We start from the raw sequence: 19,135 nt of genomic DNA on the forward strand, positions 1-19,135 counted from the left end.
TGTACGCAGGGCAATTCTGTGAGGTAGAGATATGAAATCTGGTATTGACTATGAGCATCGCCGCGAGTGGATTAAGTCCCGGATGCATAAGTTGGCTGGAATATTTGCTCTGGATATCGCTGCCTATGCAGTAATGAGCAATCACTATCACATCATACTCTTTATCGATAATGCCCGGCGCGCCTTTGCAGATGATTTGAAGCCGACGGGAAGGCAGTAAAGAAGCTGGACGCCACCACCAAGCGACAGGTGATTCAGGTGATCGATACGTTTATCGAGAATGCCAAGCTGAAGAAGCAGGCTTGATAGTCCATAACGACAAAGCCCCGGCAAGTTACCCTGCCAGGGCTTCGTTTCAGGGGATGTTAAAAATAGATCCGTCCCTTTTTCTAATTATGTTAGATCAATAAATTCAACATCTAATCTGTCAACGTTAAAATTAACAAACTTAGAATTGAGCAGCGGAAAGTCCAAAAATTCCTCACTATCCAATTCGATTTCGGAAGAAACGCGCCTTCCATTAAGGCGCCCCGACACCGAGTAGGTATAACCAGGAGGTATATTTTTCATAAGCTTTGATTGTGTTTGGCATTCAGTAAGCTCTAAACCATCCCAAGATGTTAATTACAAATTAATCCGATATCGACTTCCGGCTACCAATGGAAAAGGGCAGAACGATATAAAACATTTTAAAACCACATCACCAAAATTGAGTAAAACCTCATCTTCATCAGGGCCGTCTTCGACTAATTCAACTAAAAATTCCATATTCATTGCGCCGGATAAACCACATTGTGATGTTTGTTCCTATTTAATGTTTGCCAAAGTTGCTTAGATGTCTCGACGTGCATGGTCGTTATATGTCCACCACTGTTAGTGCCTACAAATGCAAACTTAGCCATCCCCTTCCTCGTCTGCCCGATTAATTGAACAAAGCCAGCTCTCACTTCTCCCTTATATAAATAATTCACTTTGATGCCTTCTTTCATTACTTGGCGCGCGTAGGCGAGATAAGCTTCCGGTGATTTAACCCCAAATTCACCGCCATGCTTCAAGTAATGACTAGAAGCTGTTTCATAACTTCTTTAGCGTAATTAACATGCAGGCAATATAGAAAAAAGCTCTGCATGAAGATAAGTAGCGATCCCACCTGACAACTAAACGACGGTAGTTCCCTAGCCATGCAAAAGTTCGCTCAACTTTCCAACGTCGCACATATCTCCTAAGCTTTCTGCCATCTTGTTTCGAAGGTTTTCTTCTATTCCTACGATGAGGGCAAATCAGGTCAATTTCACGGCGGGCCAAACTATGGCGTAGTGGATCAGAATCTGCAGCCTTGTTGTACACTAGTCGTCGAATTTTTGTATTTTCATAGGTAACATCGAGTAGTGGATGTAATAAATTTACTTCTGCTGGTGAGGCCGAAGTAACGGTGCCTCCCAATGGAATACCTTCGCCATCGACCACCACCATCCACTTTGTACCCTTGCCTCGCTTAGTTTTTCCGACTTCTGCTCCCCTTTTTTTGCTGAAGCAAAGCTACCATCCGAAAAGACTTCTTCCCAATTAAGCAGGGATCTTTGATCGAGCTGTCCGAGAAATTTTCTCCAAGCCTCCAACCAAGCGCCTTGCTCTTCCCAAAACTGGAGCCTTCTCCAGCAAGTACTCGGCGAAGGGTAAGATGGGGGGAGATCCTTCCATCGTGCTCCTGAGCGCAAAATCCACAAGATACCTTCAAAACATGCACGGTTATCAATGGGTTTGGGACCTCCTTTTCCACGTTTTAGCTGGGGTAGGCAAGGCTCAATCAATTTCCACTGAGCGTCGGTTAATTCTGACTTAAATCTACTCACACTTACTGATCTTATCATTCCATGAGGTCGCAAGAATAACTGATTTCAAGTTATGAAACAGCTTCTAATTAATTTCGCTTCATCTGCAAAACTACCTAAACTTTTCGCGACTGAAGTCGCTACCCGGATTGCAATTTGTTCAGTCGTAATCGCAACTGTTTGGCCTACAGAAACAGCTCCTATAGTACCTCCAGTAAGATTGGAGAAATTATCGGCAATTTCAGGCGTGATACTCGTGCCATTGCAATTTCCGCTTAGACTTTGAGCCGCACAACTAGCCGTTAGCTCTGCGTGTTTTTCTTTCAGATTGTATTCGGAGAAAGGATTGATCTTATCCAAAAACCCTGGATTTCCAGTCCCTTCACCACTCTGCCCAGAATCGGTAGCACCCTGATCCCCCTCCAAATTCTCCCGACTAGCCTGACTCCCAATATCGGTCGACTGTAGACCAACACCCTCCAAAACTGCAGTGACTGCGCCATTTAAAGGATTTTCAAACTTCGCGTGATTAAATCCATCACTACGCTTTTTAGCTCTCCCTCCTCCATTACCGCCCCAATGGCTAGGGAGACTTCCACAAACACCTTCAAGAAGCGACGCAGCGCAAACATACCCACTCGGATCAGTCCCCGCCAGCGGATTATTCATAATATAGCTGTAGGGGTTCAAGCTCTGGCTGTTGCCTGGACTTTGTATGATCGGGTCCACAGAGAGGAACCGCCCGAGATTATAATCATAAGCCCGCCCATTCATATGGATCAACTCTACATCATCCAGATGCTCATGATCCGTAAAGCCTCGGGTGCTGTATTCACTCTCCAGAATCGCGGTGTCTTTATCGAGAATATTGCCCTGGCGCGGTTTGCCGAAGGGATCGAAGCTGTGGCTTTCCTTAAGGTTACCCGCTTCATCGGCCACGGCAGCGGCGGAGCCTAGGCGGTCGCGGTGGCTGAAGCCGATTTTGTGGGTGGTCTCACTGCCGTTATCGGTGGTAGTGAGCACGGCGATGTCGCCGATAAAGTGGCGGTATTGGGTTTCACCGCCGCCGGTAATCTTTTCGAACAGCTTGTCGATATACAGGGTGGTCTTACCGCTGGTTTGGTTCACCTGCTTGTAGCGCATCTGGTCGGCGCCGTAGTAGAAATATAGGTTGGCGCCGTTGCGGTTGATGCGGGTGGGCTTGTTAAAGGCGTTGTACCAGATCTGCTGCGCGCCGTTTTCATGGGTGCGGTTGCCGTTCTTATCGTATCCGTAGGTCTTGGTACCACCGTTGATCAGGCTCACGCTCTTCACTGCGCTGGGGCCGCCACTGCTGCCGCCGGTGTAGCTGTAGCTGCTGGCGAAATCGTCTTTTCTCAGCAGGTTGCCGATGGCATCGTAGGTGTGGTTTTCTACATTAGGTGCCGGATTTTTTGAGGGCAGCTGCACAAATCTATGGGTGTTCTGAATTATTTTAACACCCCCGCTAATTCCGCCCCCTCAGTACCATCATGACACCCAGTTTCTCTTTGAATTCACAACTTTTGAATCCAAAGCTGAATTCTTGATTCTTTCATTACGTCTCGGAAAAATGGCCGCCAGGGAGAACATCTATATTACCGCTAGCACCTCTCTTCAAAATTTGGGTGCCCTGGATTATTCACTTGCTTTTACTTTTGACCTTGGGCAATCACCCTCTCCTCTAAATCTTTTCTTCTATGTAAAGTTCCCTTGAGTTCTTCAAACAGCCATATTCTTTCATTAACACTTAAAATTCCTTCCACATCATTAGAACATTGGTATTTCTCATCCTCATCCATTATCGACAAATCTAATCGAACCGAATCTCCAAAAACTGATACCAAAGTCGATACGAGACTATTCAAATCAACTGTTAAAAGCATTTTTAAGGAATAATATTTGAGAACAATCTGGGGTACTTTCATTTTTCACCTAAAAACGACGCCTGTTGCCATATTTGTAAATGTCTCTATTGATTGACTTCGCATTACTCCTCCCGATGGGTCCCAGTATTGAACAAAGCCCTTAGAAACCGATTCTACAGTAACGAAATGTCCAGGGTTACCTCCAATTGGAACTATATATTTACCATCAGTAGAATAAAGTCCTGCAATATCCCCCTGAGCTACCCAGGCTGGCGCAGCTGTTCGGGGTCAGCGTGGATGAGTTGGTAGACTGAACGACACGGCAGCCAGGCGCGGGGCGGTACCCAAGCTACAGCGGCAGATCGAACATGTAGTTGCTGCCCAAGACCAAGCAGAAGTTTGTTAGTGAGATGTTGGAGACGGCTATTCAGCAAGCTGCTCACTGATTCTACACAGCCAGATATGACAAAGCCCTAGCAGATTAGTCTGCCGGGGCTTTCCTGCTGCTGCAATTGAAAATAAACCAATGATTGAGCGTCAATATTTCACTCCGATCCAGGTATTTTCGTTACGTTAGCTTACAATGCTCCAAACCTTCCTTTATTCATTTTTAGAGTGATCTCTTTGACCTTTCGATTTAACACGCCTTACTCTATCTTCATAAGCATCCAGGGTAAGCTTATCATTAGCATACATTTCATAAACAGCCGACTTTGCTTTTTGCTGATTCGATAGAACAATCAACAATAGTGAGAGCTGCTTAACCCCTTCTACCTCTTCTCCTTGCCCTCTCTTTATTAGTGGGACCAGCTTAGAATAATCAAACCCATATGAATTATTTCTCTCCAAGAGGTCAAGCTTAAGAAGCTCCAGAGCATTATACTTATAATCAGAAGAATTGAAGTGCCCCGCCCCTTCAAAAACAAAATTAATATAAGAACTTCTCACACCTGAAGGCAACCGATCCACAACATTAATATAAAATGTTTTAGATGCACGCAAAGATAGCTCACCCAAAAACAAGAAAAAAAAAGCAAATAGCAAAATTAACACGGCTACTACCTTTTTATTAATACCCCTAGGATCATAAAGTGTATCCTTCATCTGTGAAATTTGTGGTTCTGCACCCTTTAACTCAAACTGTTTTACTGAATCAAGTTCACCGTGAGTACGAATAAAATCACCTTTAAAATTATACTTCAGACAAGTAAAGATAGGAATAAATGCACCCAAATCCCTAGCCGTTCACCGCGAAGAAATTTATGTGCGGATCAAAAAAGAACAGGAAATGAACACTAGAAACCGTTGAAAGTATTGCCGAAGGTGCTCTATCTATCCTTTCATACTGCAGTCTCAGGCGAACAGCCTAAAGACCAGCTACTGTTTGTGGGCGGTGAGCGCCTTAATATGTCGAAGGGGTTGGCCTTTCAATTAAATCACTATTTGGAGCTAGTGGACTAGAGTGACCGACATTTAGATCCCAGAAAGCGCGGTGCCATTTCTGAGAACACTCCCCTACTCTTCAAGCAACTGGGTATACCACCGCGTGCATCCCTTTCTCAAGATGCTCCTCCGGTAAATCAACCTTTAGTACTACGACATTATTTATATCTATGCACCATACCTTTACTTAACAAAAAGAGTCGTCATTTCAGGGGCATCTGATCTATTTTTTTAAATCCAGCATCAAGTCAAGAAAAATAGCTGCCAGGGAGGGCACCTGCATCACAGCTAACACTTTTCTACAATCTGTGACTACCCTAAGTTCACTCCCTGAATTTTAATATTCTTACTCAGGAGCATAAGAGATCGGCTCGGAATCGAAACCATCCCAAAATATCCAAAGCCTCCCACAGGAAGGACATTTTAAAATACTTTTCATTTCTTTATATAAAAATTCGGAGTCAATAAGCCCCTCAAAATTATCATATTCCACATCCGAAATTGTCAACCACTCAATCGGATTTGGAATGTCACCATATCTTAACCTTTCACCACACTTACAATTAATAGATGGCATTTTAATTACCTATAATTACTATATCTTTAATATTTACAGCCCCTGCACCATTAACCCTACCAAGCGCATCTCCTAATTGAGTCGGCGTGACTTTAGTATGAGAAAGATCTAAAACAATACCTTCTGTCTGAGAATTTTTCTTCGCCATCGCGCTAATAATACGAGAAGGGTTACCAGTTGTTGGGGTATAAACATCATACCTAACTCCATCAACCAGTAAGTCCGACGTTCCTCCGCCGGCACGAGTGCCCTGGGGTTGCCTTAAGTGAACTTTTTTACCTTGGCTAGCCATAAACCAAGCTGCATATTGTTCACTTTGAGAGAACTCACCGCTGTCAATTCTCAGCCTGCCCTTTGGAGCAACACTAGGAATCCTGTTCATAGACATCATTGGATTCCTTGCAAGTAACCCAACCGCTATCACAGCCGGCAAAGCTAAATCGTACGCAAACTGTGCTTCTGGAGAGACCGGCGCCTCATAAGGGGAGCTATAATCTGCGCCCATTAAGTTTGCTGGAGACAACTCCCCAGGGTATAACTCAACAAATGGATTCGTTGAACTATACCAAGCGGAGGAGGCAAAATTATCAAATATCCCCTTAAAAAAACCACTACTTATTCCATCAGAGCTGTCATCGCCCTCGCCAGAATCAGCAGTACTCTGATCTCCTCCTTGTAAATTCTCCCGACTAGCCTGACTTCCAATATCGGTCGACTGTAGACCAACACCCTCCAAAACTGCAGTGACAGCGCCATTTAAAGGATTTTCAAACTTAGCTTGGTTAAATCCATCACTGCGCTTTTTAGCTCTCCCTCCTCCATTACCACCCCAATGGCTAGGAAGACTTCCACAAACACCTTCAAGACGAGATGCCGCACAGACATACCCACTCGGATCAGTCCCCGCCAGCGGATTATTCATAATATAGCTGTAGGGGTTCAAGCTCTGGCTATTGCCAGGACTTTGTATGATCGGGTCTACAGAGAGAAACCGCCCAAGATTATAATCATAGGCCCGCCCATTCATATGGATCAACTCTACATCATCCAGATGCTCATGATCGGTAAAGCCGCGGGTGCTGTAGGCGCTTTCCAGGATTGCGGTATCTTTATCGAGGATATTGCCCTGGCGTGGTTTGCCGAAGGGGTCGAAGCTGTGGCTTTCTTTTAGGTTACCGGCTTCGTCTCCCACGGCAGCAGCAGAGCCGAGGCGGTCGCGGTGGCTGAAGCCGATTTTGTGGGTGGTCTCACTGCCGTTATCGGTGGTAGTGAGCACGGCGATGTCGCCGATAAAGTGGCGGTATTGGGTTTCACCGCCGCCGGTAATCTTTTCGAACAACTTGTCGATATATAGGGTGGTCTTGCCGCTGGTTTGGTTCACCTGCTTGTAGCGCATCTGGTCGGCGCCGTAGTAGAAATACAGGTTGGCGCCGTTGCGGTTGATGCGGGTGGGCTTGTTAAAGGCGTTGTACCAGATCTGCTGCGCACCATTTTCATGGGTGCGGTTGCCGTTCTGGTCGTAGCCATAGGTCTTGGTGCCGCCGCCGATCAGGCTGACGCTCTTCACCGCGCTGGGGCCACCACTGCTGCCACCGGTGTAGCTAAAGCTGCTGGCGAAGTCATCTTTCTTCAGCAGGTTGCCGATAGCATCGTAGTCGTAATCGATACTGGGGCCGTCGGTACGGGTGCTGTAATCCAGGCGATTGAGGACATCGTAATAATGGCTGAGCCTTCAATTTCAGCACCGATGTAACCATTTTCCTTTAACTCATCCAGATCAAAGTAGTCATTTGGATTCACCGGATCAATCTTACCGACGATGGGCCAGACACCATTTTCCAGCAAGTCCGGTGTTGTAAACTGGACCGCAATCAACCGTGAGGGAATTGCCTCTGCTACATCGAAGTCCCTGCCAACCCGCAGGTCATAAAAACCACAAATCACGCTGTTGAGCGCCTCTTTAGTAATTTCTATCACCTGTCCAACACCGTAGGTTTCTTTGTCCTCCAGAGGGATTAAAAATACATCTCCTGAGTCGAACTTTACCGTTTTTTTTGCCAATTCAGCTGAGATCCAAAACCAAATCAAATTTATTTAAAAAATCTTTTATTTGCTCCAATAGAATAGAGTCCACATCAGACATCTCAACAGTATAAAACTTAATACCAAACCTATACGCTAGACATTCGCAGAACGATTCGCCATTAATCGATACAGAAAAAGAAAGTGCAGGCAAATTAAAATCACACTCTTCAATAATTTCCGTAAGAAATTTTTTGCTGAAAGAAGAAGATTCATTTAAAAGCTCTTCCTTTGCCCATTGGGCTCTCTTCGAGTAACGATCAACTTGGCTTATAGTTACATATGAAAAATGTATTTTTGCTTGCTCCACTACAGCCGCAGGGTTTATCTCTATCCCCTGGGCTCCAGAAAATTTTCCACTCCAGACATTTAGCTGCATCATTTACCTTAGCCTTTCATCCTCAAATACACCTGGACCGACTTTATCAAAGTCTTCTTGTTTTACTCTATGCTCTTGATCGTTATCAAATCTCTCCCCGGGCCTTGGATTTAAGCGAGAAGTTAATTCTGGCAAATTACTTCTCTCAGCCTTTAGAACAACCGGCTCCAGATCTGTCCTCCCTTGCTCCATATTACGCATCGCTGTTTTCCCTTCTGCAAACTCAATTGCATCCTGCTTATTAGTCGTTACAGAAAATCCTGCTTCATCATTAAGTGAATCTGCACTCCGATTTCGATCTACTCGCAATCCTTCCTCTTTGATACTTTTCGCGGATTCACTATCAGTGCCATGCCAGACAGTGTTTTTTGTTCTAGAAGATTGAGAGCCAATATCAGAAGCTTGCTGACTACTACCTTTGTCAGAAACAGAACCATTGCCATTGCCGTTTGACGACTGGGATCTTCCACCACCCTTCCGGCCTTTTTTGCCACTTTCAAGACGTTTTTGTATCGCCTTTTCCGCAGCGACTGCTGCTGCAGTCGTAACGCCAACTCCAGCAGCTACTTCTCTGATGAAAGTCTTTCCACTTTCAACAATAGCTTCCGTGCTGCTAGCACCTGCTTCAACCACTGCTCCATTGCAAGCTTGGCAGGCCAGCTCAGCAGCAATAACCAATTCCGCATTTTCCGGAGAGATAATACCTAAAGACTTCGCAATGCCGATACCAGCACCATAGGCACGATCACCGGGGGCATATCCACTTGGGTCTGTTCCCGCTAGCGGATTATTGAGGATGTAACTGTATGGGTTAAGTGCCTGCGAATCACCGGGCTGAACAATAATTGGGTCCACGCTCAAAAAGCGCCCAAGATTATAATCATAGGCCCGCCCATTCATATGGATCAACTCTACATCATCCAGATGCTCGTGATCCGTAAAGCCTCGGGTGCTGTATTCACTTTCCAGAATCGCGGTGTCTTTATCGAGAATATTGCCCTGTCTCGGCTTTCCGAAAGGATCAAAGCTGTGGCTTTCTTTTAGGTTACCGGCTTCGTCTCCCACGGCAGCAGCAGAGCCGAGGCGATCGCGGTGGCTGAAGCCGATTTTGTGGCTAATATCACTACCGTTATCGGTGGTAGTGAGCACGGCGATATCGCCGATAAAGTGGCGGTACTGGGTTTCACCGCCGCCGGTAATCTTTTCGAACAGCTTGTCGATATACAGGGTGGTTTTGCCGCTGGTTTGGTTGACCTGCTTGTAGCGCATCTGGTCGGCGCCGTAGTAGAAATACAGGTTGGCGCCGTTGCGGTTGATGCGGGTGGGCTTGTTAAAGGCGTTGTACCAGATCTGCTGCGCGCCGTTTTCATGGGTGCGGTTGCCGTTCTGGTCGTAGCCATAGGTTTTGGTGCCGCCGTTGATCAGGCTCACGCTCTTCACTGCGCTGGGGCCGCCACTGCTGCCACCGGTGTAGCTGTAACTGCTGGCAAAGTCGTCTTTCTTCAGCAGGTTGCCGATGGCATCGTAGTCGTAATCGATACTGGGGCCATCGGTACGAGAGCTGTAATCGAGACGGTTGAGGGCATCGTAGGTGTGATTTTCTACATTGAGTGCCGGAGTTTTTGAGGGCAGCTGCACAACCTGTTCTGTCAAGTTGCCGAAGCTGTCGTAACTGTAGGCAATGCCCTGGTGGTTTTGCACCAAGCTGTCAAAGGTGGTGCCGGCCATCTGCCCGGTTTCTGAATAGAAGCTACGGCCGATGGTGTAGTTTCCGGCGGCGATATTGGCAAACTCCCATTCACCCCAGGCATCCATCTGGGTGATTTCCCGATAGGTGTAGCCACTGGCGGCATTACTGATGCGGAACTGGTAACCGCTGCTGTTATAGCCGTATTTCAGGGTCAGCCCTGAGGGATAGCTGAGGCCTTTTAAACGGCCGAAATTACTGTCGTAGTGGTTGACTGTAATAAAGTCTTCGCCATCGATAGCCGTGGTGACTTTGTAGGGGCGGCTGAGCCCATCGTAGCTATAGTTGCGCGTATAGCTGGCATCGCTACGGCTCTCCCGAGCGAGCAGGCCTTTGCCGTTGGCGGCACTGTCGTATTTCCAGCTAGCTTCCTCTGTGCCGTTGACACTGCGGCTTTCCATGCGGCCAAGGCGATCATAGGTAAAGCTGGTGACATCCAGGTTGCCGTCAATCTCCGTTTCCACTTCGCCAAAACCGGTATAGGTAAACGATTTGGAACCCATATTGGGATCGTCCACCCATTCCTTTTGGCCGAGGGCGTTATACTTGGCGGTGATACGATTACTGTTGGCATCCTGTAAAACAATGGGATTACCGGCACCGTCATAGGCATAGCGGGTGGTGCCACTTAGAGCATCGACAGTTTCAGTGAGCTGCTGCAGGCCGTTGTAGGTGCGGCTCATGGTGCGGCCGTTCACCAGAATATCGGTGGTAAATCCACTGGCCTGCTCGTGGGTGTAGGTCACATCCAGCTGCTGGCCATTGGTCTGGTTTACCGTCTTGCGCAAGGCGCGGCCGAAGGTGTCGTAGTCCAGGTAGCGGGTGCCGTAGCTGGTGCCACTGCTGGCATAGTGCGGTACCGATTCGAAGGTGGTCTGGCCCAGAGCGTTATAGGTTACGGTTCGTGCAATCCAGTCGCTGCCGTCGAAGGCTTGCACTTCGGTGCGAATTACGCGGCCGAGCTGGTCGTGGTAGGTAATCTGCTCTGGCGTACCGGCCTGCTGCTGAATGGTTTTAAATACCGCGACGGGTGCGCGGCTACAGCCGGAATTACACCACTGCAGAGCAGTATGCCCATCCGGTGCAGCCTTGAGACCAAGCGCAGAAGGCGCAGTAACCTTAACGGCACGGCCAAAGGTATCGTAACTGTAACGAGTCGTTAAACCATTGGCATCGGTGACCGAGTCCGGTTGGCCGAACTTGGCGTTGGTCTCGGTAGTAACCGTATGGCCCTGGGCATTTTTGACCGTTTTGGGGAAGTAACCATCTGCACTAAACGCAGTAGTCTCTACCACCCGGGTCTTTGTCTCCCCCTCTGCAGAAGTAGTGATCTTGGTGGGCAGGCTGTAATTGTTGTAAACCGTATCCACTTGGGTCCACTTGCCATTAGACGGCGTGGTTTTTACCTGCTTGGGTTTGCGGGCGTTGCTGTCCCACTGCAGGAAATCCACCACTACGGATTGCTGGGTATCCGTATTCGCGGCAATAGCTACCCCTTTGCGGCTTTGGATGGATTTTTTGGTCACCGTCTGCTTTGAGGGTTTATTGATCCACCAGTTGGCCTCATCCCCAGCCGCATACTGGGTATCGGTAGTGGAAACCACAATATGAGAACTGTTGGCCTCCTCATAGCGGTTTTCCGCCAGTAACACATTGCCCCAGGCATCAAAGCTTGTGGTTTGGCTCTGGGTGTACAGATGCGTGCGGCTATTGCCTGACCTATTTAAAGTCCGATGAATCGAACTCTGCTTTTTAGGGCCAACAAAATAGGGGTCATTGGCTGAAACACTCCACGAATCCGTAAGGGCATCCACCACTTTCGGTGATGAATGCCCACCCTTCGCCCAGAACTGCCAGTGAAAACTGGATTCTTCAAAGGCATTCACACCACTGGTATCAGAAGAGCGATCCCCCAGCTCCCATTTACGCTGTTTATGCAGCTTACCGGCGAGTGGGAATATTTGGTGGAAGTCAGACTGGGTTTCGATATCTGCGGCCAGGTCTTCCTCAATAATGGTATGGAAACCCTGGAAACCACGGCCTTTATTATTAAATACCGCTCCCTTATATCGGTATTGCTTTTTGTTTAGGCCGCCCACACCATTGGATTGGCGATGCTCTGCCACCACGTACATGCTGGAGGTAAATTCAAAGTGATCATCCTGTACAGAGGAGGATAAGCTATCAAGGTAACCTCCGCGCTCGTAGAAAGGTTTTGCGCTGGAGTGATAGCGGTCATCGCGGGAGGATAAGGGGCGGTAGTGCCACTCATCGCGGGCACCGAAACCGTTTTCTACGGCAACAAGCATATCGGTGGGTTCGTATAGCTCGTTAGCCTGTGCTGATCCTCGGTTCCTTTGAATATATACCCCTTCCGAATGCCCTTGGGCATTGGGAACAGAGCAACTATCAGGATAATTGACACAACCGTAGGAATAGACAAAGTCCTGCAACCCATTGCCGAATGCATCTATGACCGCAGAGTTATAAGCTGTGCCTAAAATTTGAGGATCATATTGCTCTATCTTGTAGCTACCATCTGCCTGTTCAACAAATTGTAAGCCTTCAAAAGCGTATAGACTATTATCTACTTTGGAGACATCAAAGTTTTCAAAAATGGGATTGCCTGGAGTTGAGGAGTTAAACTTTCCATAGAGTTCATCACCACAAAACTCCGTTAAACTACCTCCGTCATAAGCCTTGTAGCAGCTCTCTACCAACCTCCTGGATGGGTAAATAAATCCAATTTTGCCGTTTGATCCCCTATCAAATTTCTTAAAGGCATTAACATACTTCAGCCCAGATAAAACCTCATAACTTCTATCACCATCAAGTTTTTTATTATAGAAATAACGCCTAGTAGGGAGAGAATTTCCTATAGAAGCAAACTCCCAATCGGTAAATGTTCCACCCTTATTCAGACGATAGTAAAGGCCGGACTCATCACCTCTCCAATTCACCCAGTCTTGAAGTCCATCTCCATTGATATCTAACAAATAATAGAAATATAAAGCGGTTGATTCATAAACTGGAACACCGACTAAAGAAGAAACAAAACTGACACCATTTGATGTGCGAGTAGTAAAGAGGTACTTAGAAGGGATTAATTGTGGCGAGCCAACATCACCAACACCACCCAAGTGCATGGTTGTGTTATAGACCAAGATATCTGGAAGCCCGTTACCGGTGATATCCCCAACAAACTCAACAGAGTTTCGGTGACTCCATTTATTTTTATCATATAAAAATGTAGTTACATATTGGCCATTATCTTTATAGGGTGACTGGGCATTACCCGTATGAAGGTATAAGTACAATTCATTATTGCTTAGAGAGTCGCCCCTGCGAATTTGTAAGTCTACCCAGCCATCCCCGTTGTAATCTCTTGCATCAAGAATATGATCCAAGCCTGGCAAAGCTATCGGCGTTGAAACCCAGGAGAAACTACCATCTCCGTTGCTAATACCGATCTGTAATTTTCCGGAAGCTATTCTCCAGGTATCGCTTTTACCATCACTATTTGCATCCAGTTCTACACAGCGAAGACTTCCAGGGTATGGTGTACAGCCTTCTGTATTGGCATTAAATGTGCCAGCCAACTGCCCTTCGGCACCAATGAAATACCCAGGCCAGTCTCTTACTCCATCCCCATTAAAATCTCCTCTCGGAGCTAACCGATCAATGCTCTTCGCCTCGGGGAAAAGCGCACCAATCGTTCGGCCACTATTCAAGTGGTTAGCTCCACTATACGTGGCTGACCCCAAAATTTCTGCTTGCTTGCTCGCTTCGGCATCAGCCCACTTGAAGGTGGTAGGTGCAAAACATACTCCACTTCCAGAGCAAAGGGTTACTACGTTTAGCAAACTACTTTTTGTGGCACCGCTCAACTTGTAATCAAAGCGGTATTCACGCACCTTTTCACCCTGAGAGTAAACAGCGATCTCACTAAGGCGCTTGGATAAGCGTGTTAGCCCTCCAGCCAAATAACCAGATTCAATATCCGGTCTTACGTCATTACCATACTCAAAACTGACACGGCGATCACCATTCTGCTGAGCGGCACCAGTGTAATAGATATCGGAGAGGTGATATTCCCCTCGCCCGAAATTCTTATATACATAGTTAATGGAATTGCTATTTGGAGCGGCGCGGTCCTGCTCGAAAGAGATACCCCACGATTTAATGGTGTTTACGCCCTGAGCAATATGGCGAGAATCAGCATTGTCCCCATACCGGCGAATCCGGCCATTTTTTAGCTCAACTTTAAACCAAGTGCTCCCACCATTAATGCCGCCGTATTGCGTAACCCTAGCTTGTGTATCTTGCTCAGTTTGATAGACAGCCCCTGAAGCCCCATAGCTTCCAGAGATCACAGCCAGCCTCTGGCCATCTAAACAAAGCCTGTCTGTGTTTGCGTAAAGAACAGGGATCGCCTGACCATCCTGCGCAAAAGTTTGTGGGCAGCGCGTTATTTGAGAGCCGGCAGCGAGTGACCAGCCTTTACCAAGCACACCATTCCCCGCACGGCTAGAATAACTTAAGGAGATTTCTGGCTGCATACCAGCACGGCCCGGTGGCAACTCGATGGGCAGCTGATAAGAAGCAGCCCCACCAGATGAGCCACCAGCACCCTTGATTACACCCAGCGTTTCTTGATGTGTACTTAACTGTACCGGGGAATAGCCAGCGTCTAGCAGAGCCAGGCTGCCAATCGGCTTGGCCCAACCAGGTGCAGTAGGATCTGGATCGGGAACCGTATAAGTGGTGGTTGTAAAGCTAGAGCACTTGCGATCACCAGGGGTATGGTTACATGCGCGAACATCAAAAGTATAAGGACCGTAGCTACCTATAGGCTGGGTAGCTGTTAATGAAGTATTTGCCGAGCGCCAGCCTTCCCCATTCAAACGAAATTCATATTCATCATCAAAACCACCTGTTACCTTATCCCAAGCCAACTGTATTTCCTGATTGACCCGCGTAGCGACAAGATTACTCGGAGCGGCTGGTGCCGGATGCTCAATGGTCAGCTTTTCCGATCTAACTGAATTACTGCAGCCACTGCTGTTGCACGCTTTGACTTCATACTCGTAGTTGCCATCTGGTTGCGGATCTGGCTTGTAGTTTTGAGAGGTCCCCCTATCCAACCATTCACCCCAGAAACCATTCTTACTTTCTCTTAGGGAATAGTGGTCAACTGTGCCGCTGGCAGGGGACCAATTGACACTGTAGCTTCCTTCATCAAAATCACCAGTAAAGGAAATACTGAAACTTGCCTGCGGGCTGTGCAATACCGATACAATGGCACCATTGCTCCAGTTATCACTACACCCGGCACTATTGCAATTTTTACTGCGGATTTCCCAGTTTCCATCTGTCAGACCGGTTACCTGGAAGTTACCATCCGTTGTCACGTATTCGGTAAAGCTGGTGTCTGCAGGCCAAGCGCTGCTACTAACTCGCTTCTGCCAACGCACCTTTTGAATAGGGTCTGCACTTGCAGAAGTAAATGCTGCAGAACCATCTGTGGAGTGGGTGTTACCGACCACTGATAGGCTCGGCTTGCTCGGCACAAGAACAATATCTACAGACGTACTTGTCGAGCCGATCGGATTCGGCTCGGTACACTTATCTGGGAAGCTTCCCTGAAGACAATCGTAACAATTGTAATAATAGTTGTAGCTGCCACTACTACTCACGGCATCTACAAAGGTGGCCCCATCGTTCACTGCAGCCTGATGAATCAGTGTGCCATTGCGTTTAAGCTCACAAGATATAGCCCCTTTCAAACCGGTATTAAACAGCAAAGTTACAGCCCCCTGCCCGGATACAGACTGCACTTTTAAGAGCGGCTGGCTCACCTGCACGGTTTTCTTGGCCGTGTAGGCGCTACAGGCATTAACTCCCTGGTACGCACTACAGGCTCGTACACGGTATGAATAAGAGCCGTTTAATGGCTTACTAAAACTCTTCGAGGTTCCCGTCAGCGTCCAGCTACCACTACCTGTACCCGTTTCCTCTAGAAAATACTGTTGTGCGCCGGATACGCTATTCCAGCTGACGGTATAAGAACCACTGGTAGTTGTAGCCGGCACAGAGAATCCACCCGGCATGGCCGGCGCACGGGAGACAGTGACATAGCTCGAATAGCGGTAGCTACCGGTCTGACCATTTTCTAATGCAGCAACCCGGTAACGATAAATACCGTTACCCCGCCCCGTGAGAGTTGTGTCAAGCTGTGCACCCCCATAAACCTGGGACCAGGATCCACTATTTTTTTGCTCCTGTACTACATAACTGGCCGCGCCAGAAACAGAGTTCCAAGAAACGGCTATGCTGCCATTAGTGGAAGTGCCTGGGACAGAAATAGATCCTGGTGTACGAACAACTGTGAGAGTTTTTTCGGCAGTGTAATAACTGCAGATGGTGTAACAGGCCCTAACACGATAACGATAGATGCCTGTGCTTTGAGCAGAGACAGATTTACTAAGAGCGGAACCATCATAAACAGTGATCCACCCTCCATTGTCTTTACGCTGCTGCAGTTGATACTTACTTGGTGAACCTGTAGCTGCCCCCCAACTAATGGTATAGCTACCTGTTGTATTTTTTGTGGAAAGAGAAATATTTCCAGGTTTTGGGATGGACACTGTTACAGAGAAGCTTCCTCTAGACCCCCATGGAATACCAGGCTCTGGCTCTGTACATCCAAAACGCCCCTGCTGTAGACAGCGAGCCTCTTTCATAGTCCAGTGCTCGATCCTATAAGTCCCAGGTGAACTTACAGTAATTGTTTTACTTCCACTCGAAGTTCCAACACTATATTTTTTTTCGAAGGTACCATTGCGATACACCCTTAACTCTGCCGTATCATGGAGGCTTGGTGCTGCGCTATATTTAGCTGTAAATTTCCCTGTGGAATTTGTGCTAGGACCGGATACCGAAGCCAGTGCTTGCAAGGAAATCGAGAGCCCCAAAATCAATCCAAAAAACCTGAGCACTAAAACTCCTCAACTCAATATAAAACCACAAAAAAATGATTCACTGCCTGTGCCACCAGAAGCAGGGCGCACGAGTATATCCATGCATTAGCACTTAGCCAATCACATTAAAAATATGGCTTTTCTCGATACCAAAAAGACAGGTTATAATAAATTGTCGAGGAGCTTAACTCGCAAAAGTTTATCCATCGCTTTCTATATTAATTTATTTAAATGAGCGATTTTCTCGCAATAAGTCAGCACACCGACTAAGCGGGCAATCAAACGGTATCAGACTAAAAAACAACCAACTCTTACGGACGCTTATCCATGAGGGGATAACCGCCCAAACCTTGAACATTTGTAGAGCTGACCTCCTGCACGGGGAATTACATTACAAAGAGGCAGGGAGAAAATCAGTCTTCAAAGGGGTTAACTTAAACCATCGGCTTCACACTCAATAATCTTACCTGAATCATACCCTAGCCCAATTGCACAAACGCCTGATACTGACTCAAAAACACCCGCCCAGAGAGCTTCTGTAAAAAACTACTTCTCTCCAGACAATCCATCACCGGCCCTTTAACTTCGGAGAGATGAAAACGAACACCTCTATCAGCCAGGTTCGCATTCATAGATTCCAGAACCTCCAAAGCACTCCAATCTATTTCATTCACTGCGCTGCACATCAGAATGACATGTTTTACCTGTGAGTTATTGGCAAGGCCGGTATAGATACGATCTTCCAATACGCCGATATTGGAGAAGATTAAGCGACCATCTACGCGGAAGGTGAGAATCTCGGGAACGGTCTTTACCTGGTGCCGGTGAATATTACGGAAGTGCTCGGTACCCTCCACCAGGCCCACTTCGGCGATATGGGGCTTGGAAGCACGATAAATAAATAATAATAAGGATGCGCCAACACCACAGGCCACACCGGGTTCGACGCCCATTAGCAGGGTAACGGCAATTGTTAGGGTAACGGCAATAAAGTCTGCTTTAGCAAAGTGCCAGGTTTTACGCAGGATGGAGAAATCCACCAGGGAGAGAACCGCAACAATAATGGTGGCGGCTAGTGTGGTTTTCGGTAAGTAATATAGAAAAGGAGTTAAAAAGAGTGCAGCCAGGGCGATACCCAATGCGGTAAACAGGCTGGCAAATTGTGTCTGCGCCCCCGCTGCATCATTCACCACCGAGCGGGAGAAACCACCGCTCACCGGGAAACCGCCAGAAATGCCTGAGCTTATATTGGCCATCCCTAGGGCAACCAATTCCTGGTTGCTATCAATTCTTTGCCTGCGCTTGGCGGCCAAGGTTTTGGCCACCGATATAGATTCTACATAGCCAATAATGGCAATCATTAGTGCGGGCACAAATAAAGATTGCAGCAGCGGCAGTGAGAGGTGCGGCAGTGATAGGGGCGGTAACCCAGCAGGAATAGCGCCTACCAAGGCCACTTGATGTGCTTCAAAATTTATGGAGATGGATAAGACGATAGTTACCAGTACACCCACTACTGGGGCCGCCTTGGCAAACAGCTCGGCATTGCTGCTAGACAAGCCCATTTTCTCCAGCCATTTTGCAGCAAGGGCCCTACTCCAGTAGAGAAAAATCAGCACCCCTACTCCGGTGATCAAAGCAAGGCTATTGATACTGTTCAGGTTCTGCCATAGTGATAGCAGCAGCTCCGGTGCGGTATCACCCTGGGCGGCCACCCCCAATAAATGCCGCAACTGGCTGAGGGCTATCAGTAATGCCGAAGCCGTAATAAAACCAGAGATCACCGGGTGGGAGAGAAAGTTCGCCAGCATGCCGAGGCGTAATGTACCCAGCAGAAAAAGTATTCCCCCGGAAAGCAGTGCCAGCGCGGCGGCAGCGCTCAGATAGTCCACCTCGCCCGTGGCGGTGACCTCTCCCAGGGCGGCGGCGCTCATCAGTGAGATCACCGCGACCGGCCCCACAGACAACGTACTACTGGAACCAAAAATACCGTAAACCACCAGCGGTACCATGCTCGCATAGAGGCCGACTTCCGCCGGCAGGCCCGCCAGCAGGGCATAGGCAAGAGATTGGGGAATCAGTAGCACTGTGACAATTGCGGCGGCGAGCAGATCGCGGTTTAAGGTGCGGCGGTTATAGGATTGAAAAGTAGTGAGGATGGGAAACCATCGGGAGAGTTGCTGCATAACCTTGGTTCACCTTCCACTCT

Annotated in this window: 12 protein-coding genes and 3 pseudogenes; 2 read left to right on the forward strand and 13 right to left on the reverse strand. The window is 47.6% G+C overall.

Annotation, left to right across the window (positions count from 1 at the left end; all coding sequences use genetic code 11):
* Nucleotides 1-31: 31 nt before the first annotated feature.
* Nucleotides 32-220 carry a hypothetical protein gene (locus ACJJJA_RS15280; RefSeq protein ID WP_444905214.1) on the forward strand — a complete coding sequence of 63 codons (189 nt, stop codon included), beginning with the start codon at nucleotides 32-34 and terminating at the stop codon, nucleotides 218-220.
* Nucleotides 221-393: 173 nt separating this feature from the next.
* Here the strand turns inward: ACJJJA_RS15280 and ACJJJA_RS22385 are convergent.
* From ACJJJA_RS22385 to ACJJJA_RS15310, 7 genes and pseudogenes are all read right to left on the reverse strand, one after another.
* A pseudogene (locus ACJJJA_RS22385) lies at nucleotides 394-603 on the reverse strand (UCP019853 family protein); the annotation flags it as partial.
* A gap of 167 nt (nucleotides 604-770) precedes the next feature.
* Nucleotides 771-1,055, reverse strand: coding sequence for a hypothetical protein (locus ACJJJA_RS15285; RefSeq protein ID WP_444905215.1), 285 nt, complete (start codon nucleotides 1,053-1,055; stop codon nucleotides 771-773).
* 19 nt (nucleotides 1,056-1,074) lie between these two features.
* A pseudogene (locus tag ACJJJA_RS15290) lies at nucleotides 1,075-1,488 on the reverse strand (transposase); the annotation flags it as partial.
* Complete coding sequence (locus ACJJJA_RS15295; protein ID WP_444905216.1) at nucleotides 1,404-1,871, reverse strand: transposase; 468 nt, start codon at nucleotides 1,869-1,871, stop codon at nucleotides 1,404-1,406. The pseudogene ACJJJA_RS15290 and the gene ACJJJA_RS15295, both read right to left, overlap by 85 nt.
* Nucleotides 1,872-1,898: 27 nt before the next feature.
* On the reverse strand, nucleotides 1,899-3,281 hold the full coding sequence (locus tag ACJJJA_RS15300; RefSeq protein ID WP_444905217.1) for an RHS repeat domain-containing protein: 1,383 nt from the start codon (nucleotides 3,279-3,281) through the stop codon (nucleotides 1,899-1,901).
* Between the two features lie 221 nt (nucleotides 3,282-3,502).
* Nucleotides 3,503-3,778: a hypothetical protein gene (locus tag ACJJJA_RS15305; RefSeq protein ID WP_444905218.1), complete on the reverse strand. Its 276-nt coding sequence runs from the start codon at nucleotides 3,776-3,778 to the stop codon at nucleotides 3,503-3,505.
* 540 nt (nucleotides 3,779-4,318) lie between these two features.
* Nucleotides 4,319-4,951, reverse strand: coding sequence for a hypothetical protein (locus ACJJJA_RS15310; protein WP_444905219.1), 633 nt, complete (start codon nucleotides 4,949-4,951; stop codon nucleotides 4,319-4,321).
* On the opposite strand from ACJJJA_RS15310, the pseudogene ACJJJA_RS15315 reads away from it, so the two are divergent.
* Nucleotides 4,920-5,027: pseudogene (locus ACJJJA_RS15315) on the forward strand (carbon storage regulator); the annotation flags it as partial. The gene ACJJJA_RS15310 and the pseudogene ACJJJA_RS15315 overlap by 32 nt on opposite strands.
* Nucleotides 5,028-5,507: 480 nt before the next feature.
* Here the strand turns inward: ACJJJA_RS15315 and ACJJJA_RS22390 are convergent.
* From ACJJJA_RS22390 to ACJJJA_RS15340, 6 genes are all read right to left on the reverse strand, one after another.
* Nucleotides 5,508-5,738 carry a DUF8617 domain-containing protein gene (locus ACJJJA_RS22390; RefSeq protein WP_507021853.1) on the reverse strand — a complete coding sequence of 77 codons (231 nt, stop codon included), beginning with the start codon at nucleotides 5,736-5,738 and terminating at the stop codon, nucleotides 5,508-5,510.
* Between the two features lies 1 nt (nucleotide 5,739).
* Complete coding sequence (locus ACJJJA_RS15320; RefSeq protein WP_444905220.1) at nucleotides 5,740-7,305, reverse strand: RHS repeat-associated core domain-containing protein; 1,566 nt, start codon at nucleotides 7,303-7,305, stop codon at nucleotides 5,740-5,742.
* A 62-nt stretch (nucleotides 7,306-7,367) separates the two neighbouring features.
* A complete protein-coding gene (locus ACJJJA_RS15325; protein ID WP_444905221.1) occupies nucleotides 7,368-7,799 on the reverse strand; it encodes an Imm26 family immunity protein in 432 nt (143 codons plus the stop codon).
* A 1-nt stretch (nucleotide 7,800) separates the two neighbouring features.
* Complete coding sequence (locus tag ACJJJA_RS15330) at nucleotides 7,801-8,202, reverse strand: hypothetical protein (protein WP_444905222.1); 402 nt, start codon at nucleotides 8,200-8,202, stop codon at nucleotides 7,801-7,803.
* Nucleotides 8,203-16,689 (reverse strand): RHS repeat-associated core domain-containing protein, encoded by an 8,487-nt coding sequence (locus ACJJJA_RS15335; protein ID WP_444925245.1) that lies wholly within the window; start codon nucleotides 16,687-16,689, stop codon nucleotides 8,203-8,205.
* 716 nt (nucleotides 16,690-17,405) lie between these two features.
* Complete coding sequence (locus ACJJJA_RS15340) at nucleotides 17,406-19,112, reverse strand: SulP family inorganic anion transporter (protein ID WP_444902658.1); 1,707 nt, start codon at nucleotides 19,110-19,112, stop codon at nucleotides 17,406-17,408.
* Between the last annotated feature and the right edge of the window lie 23 nt (nucleotides 19,113-19,135).

Source organism: Microbulbifer mixtoriginis (SeqCode) (assembly GCF_052466865.1).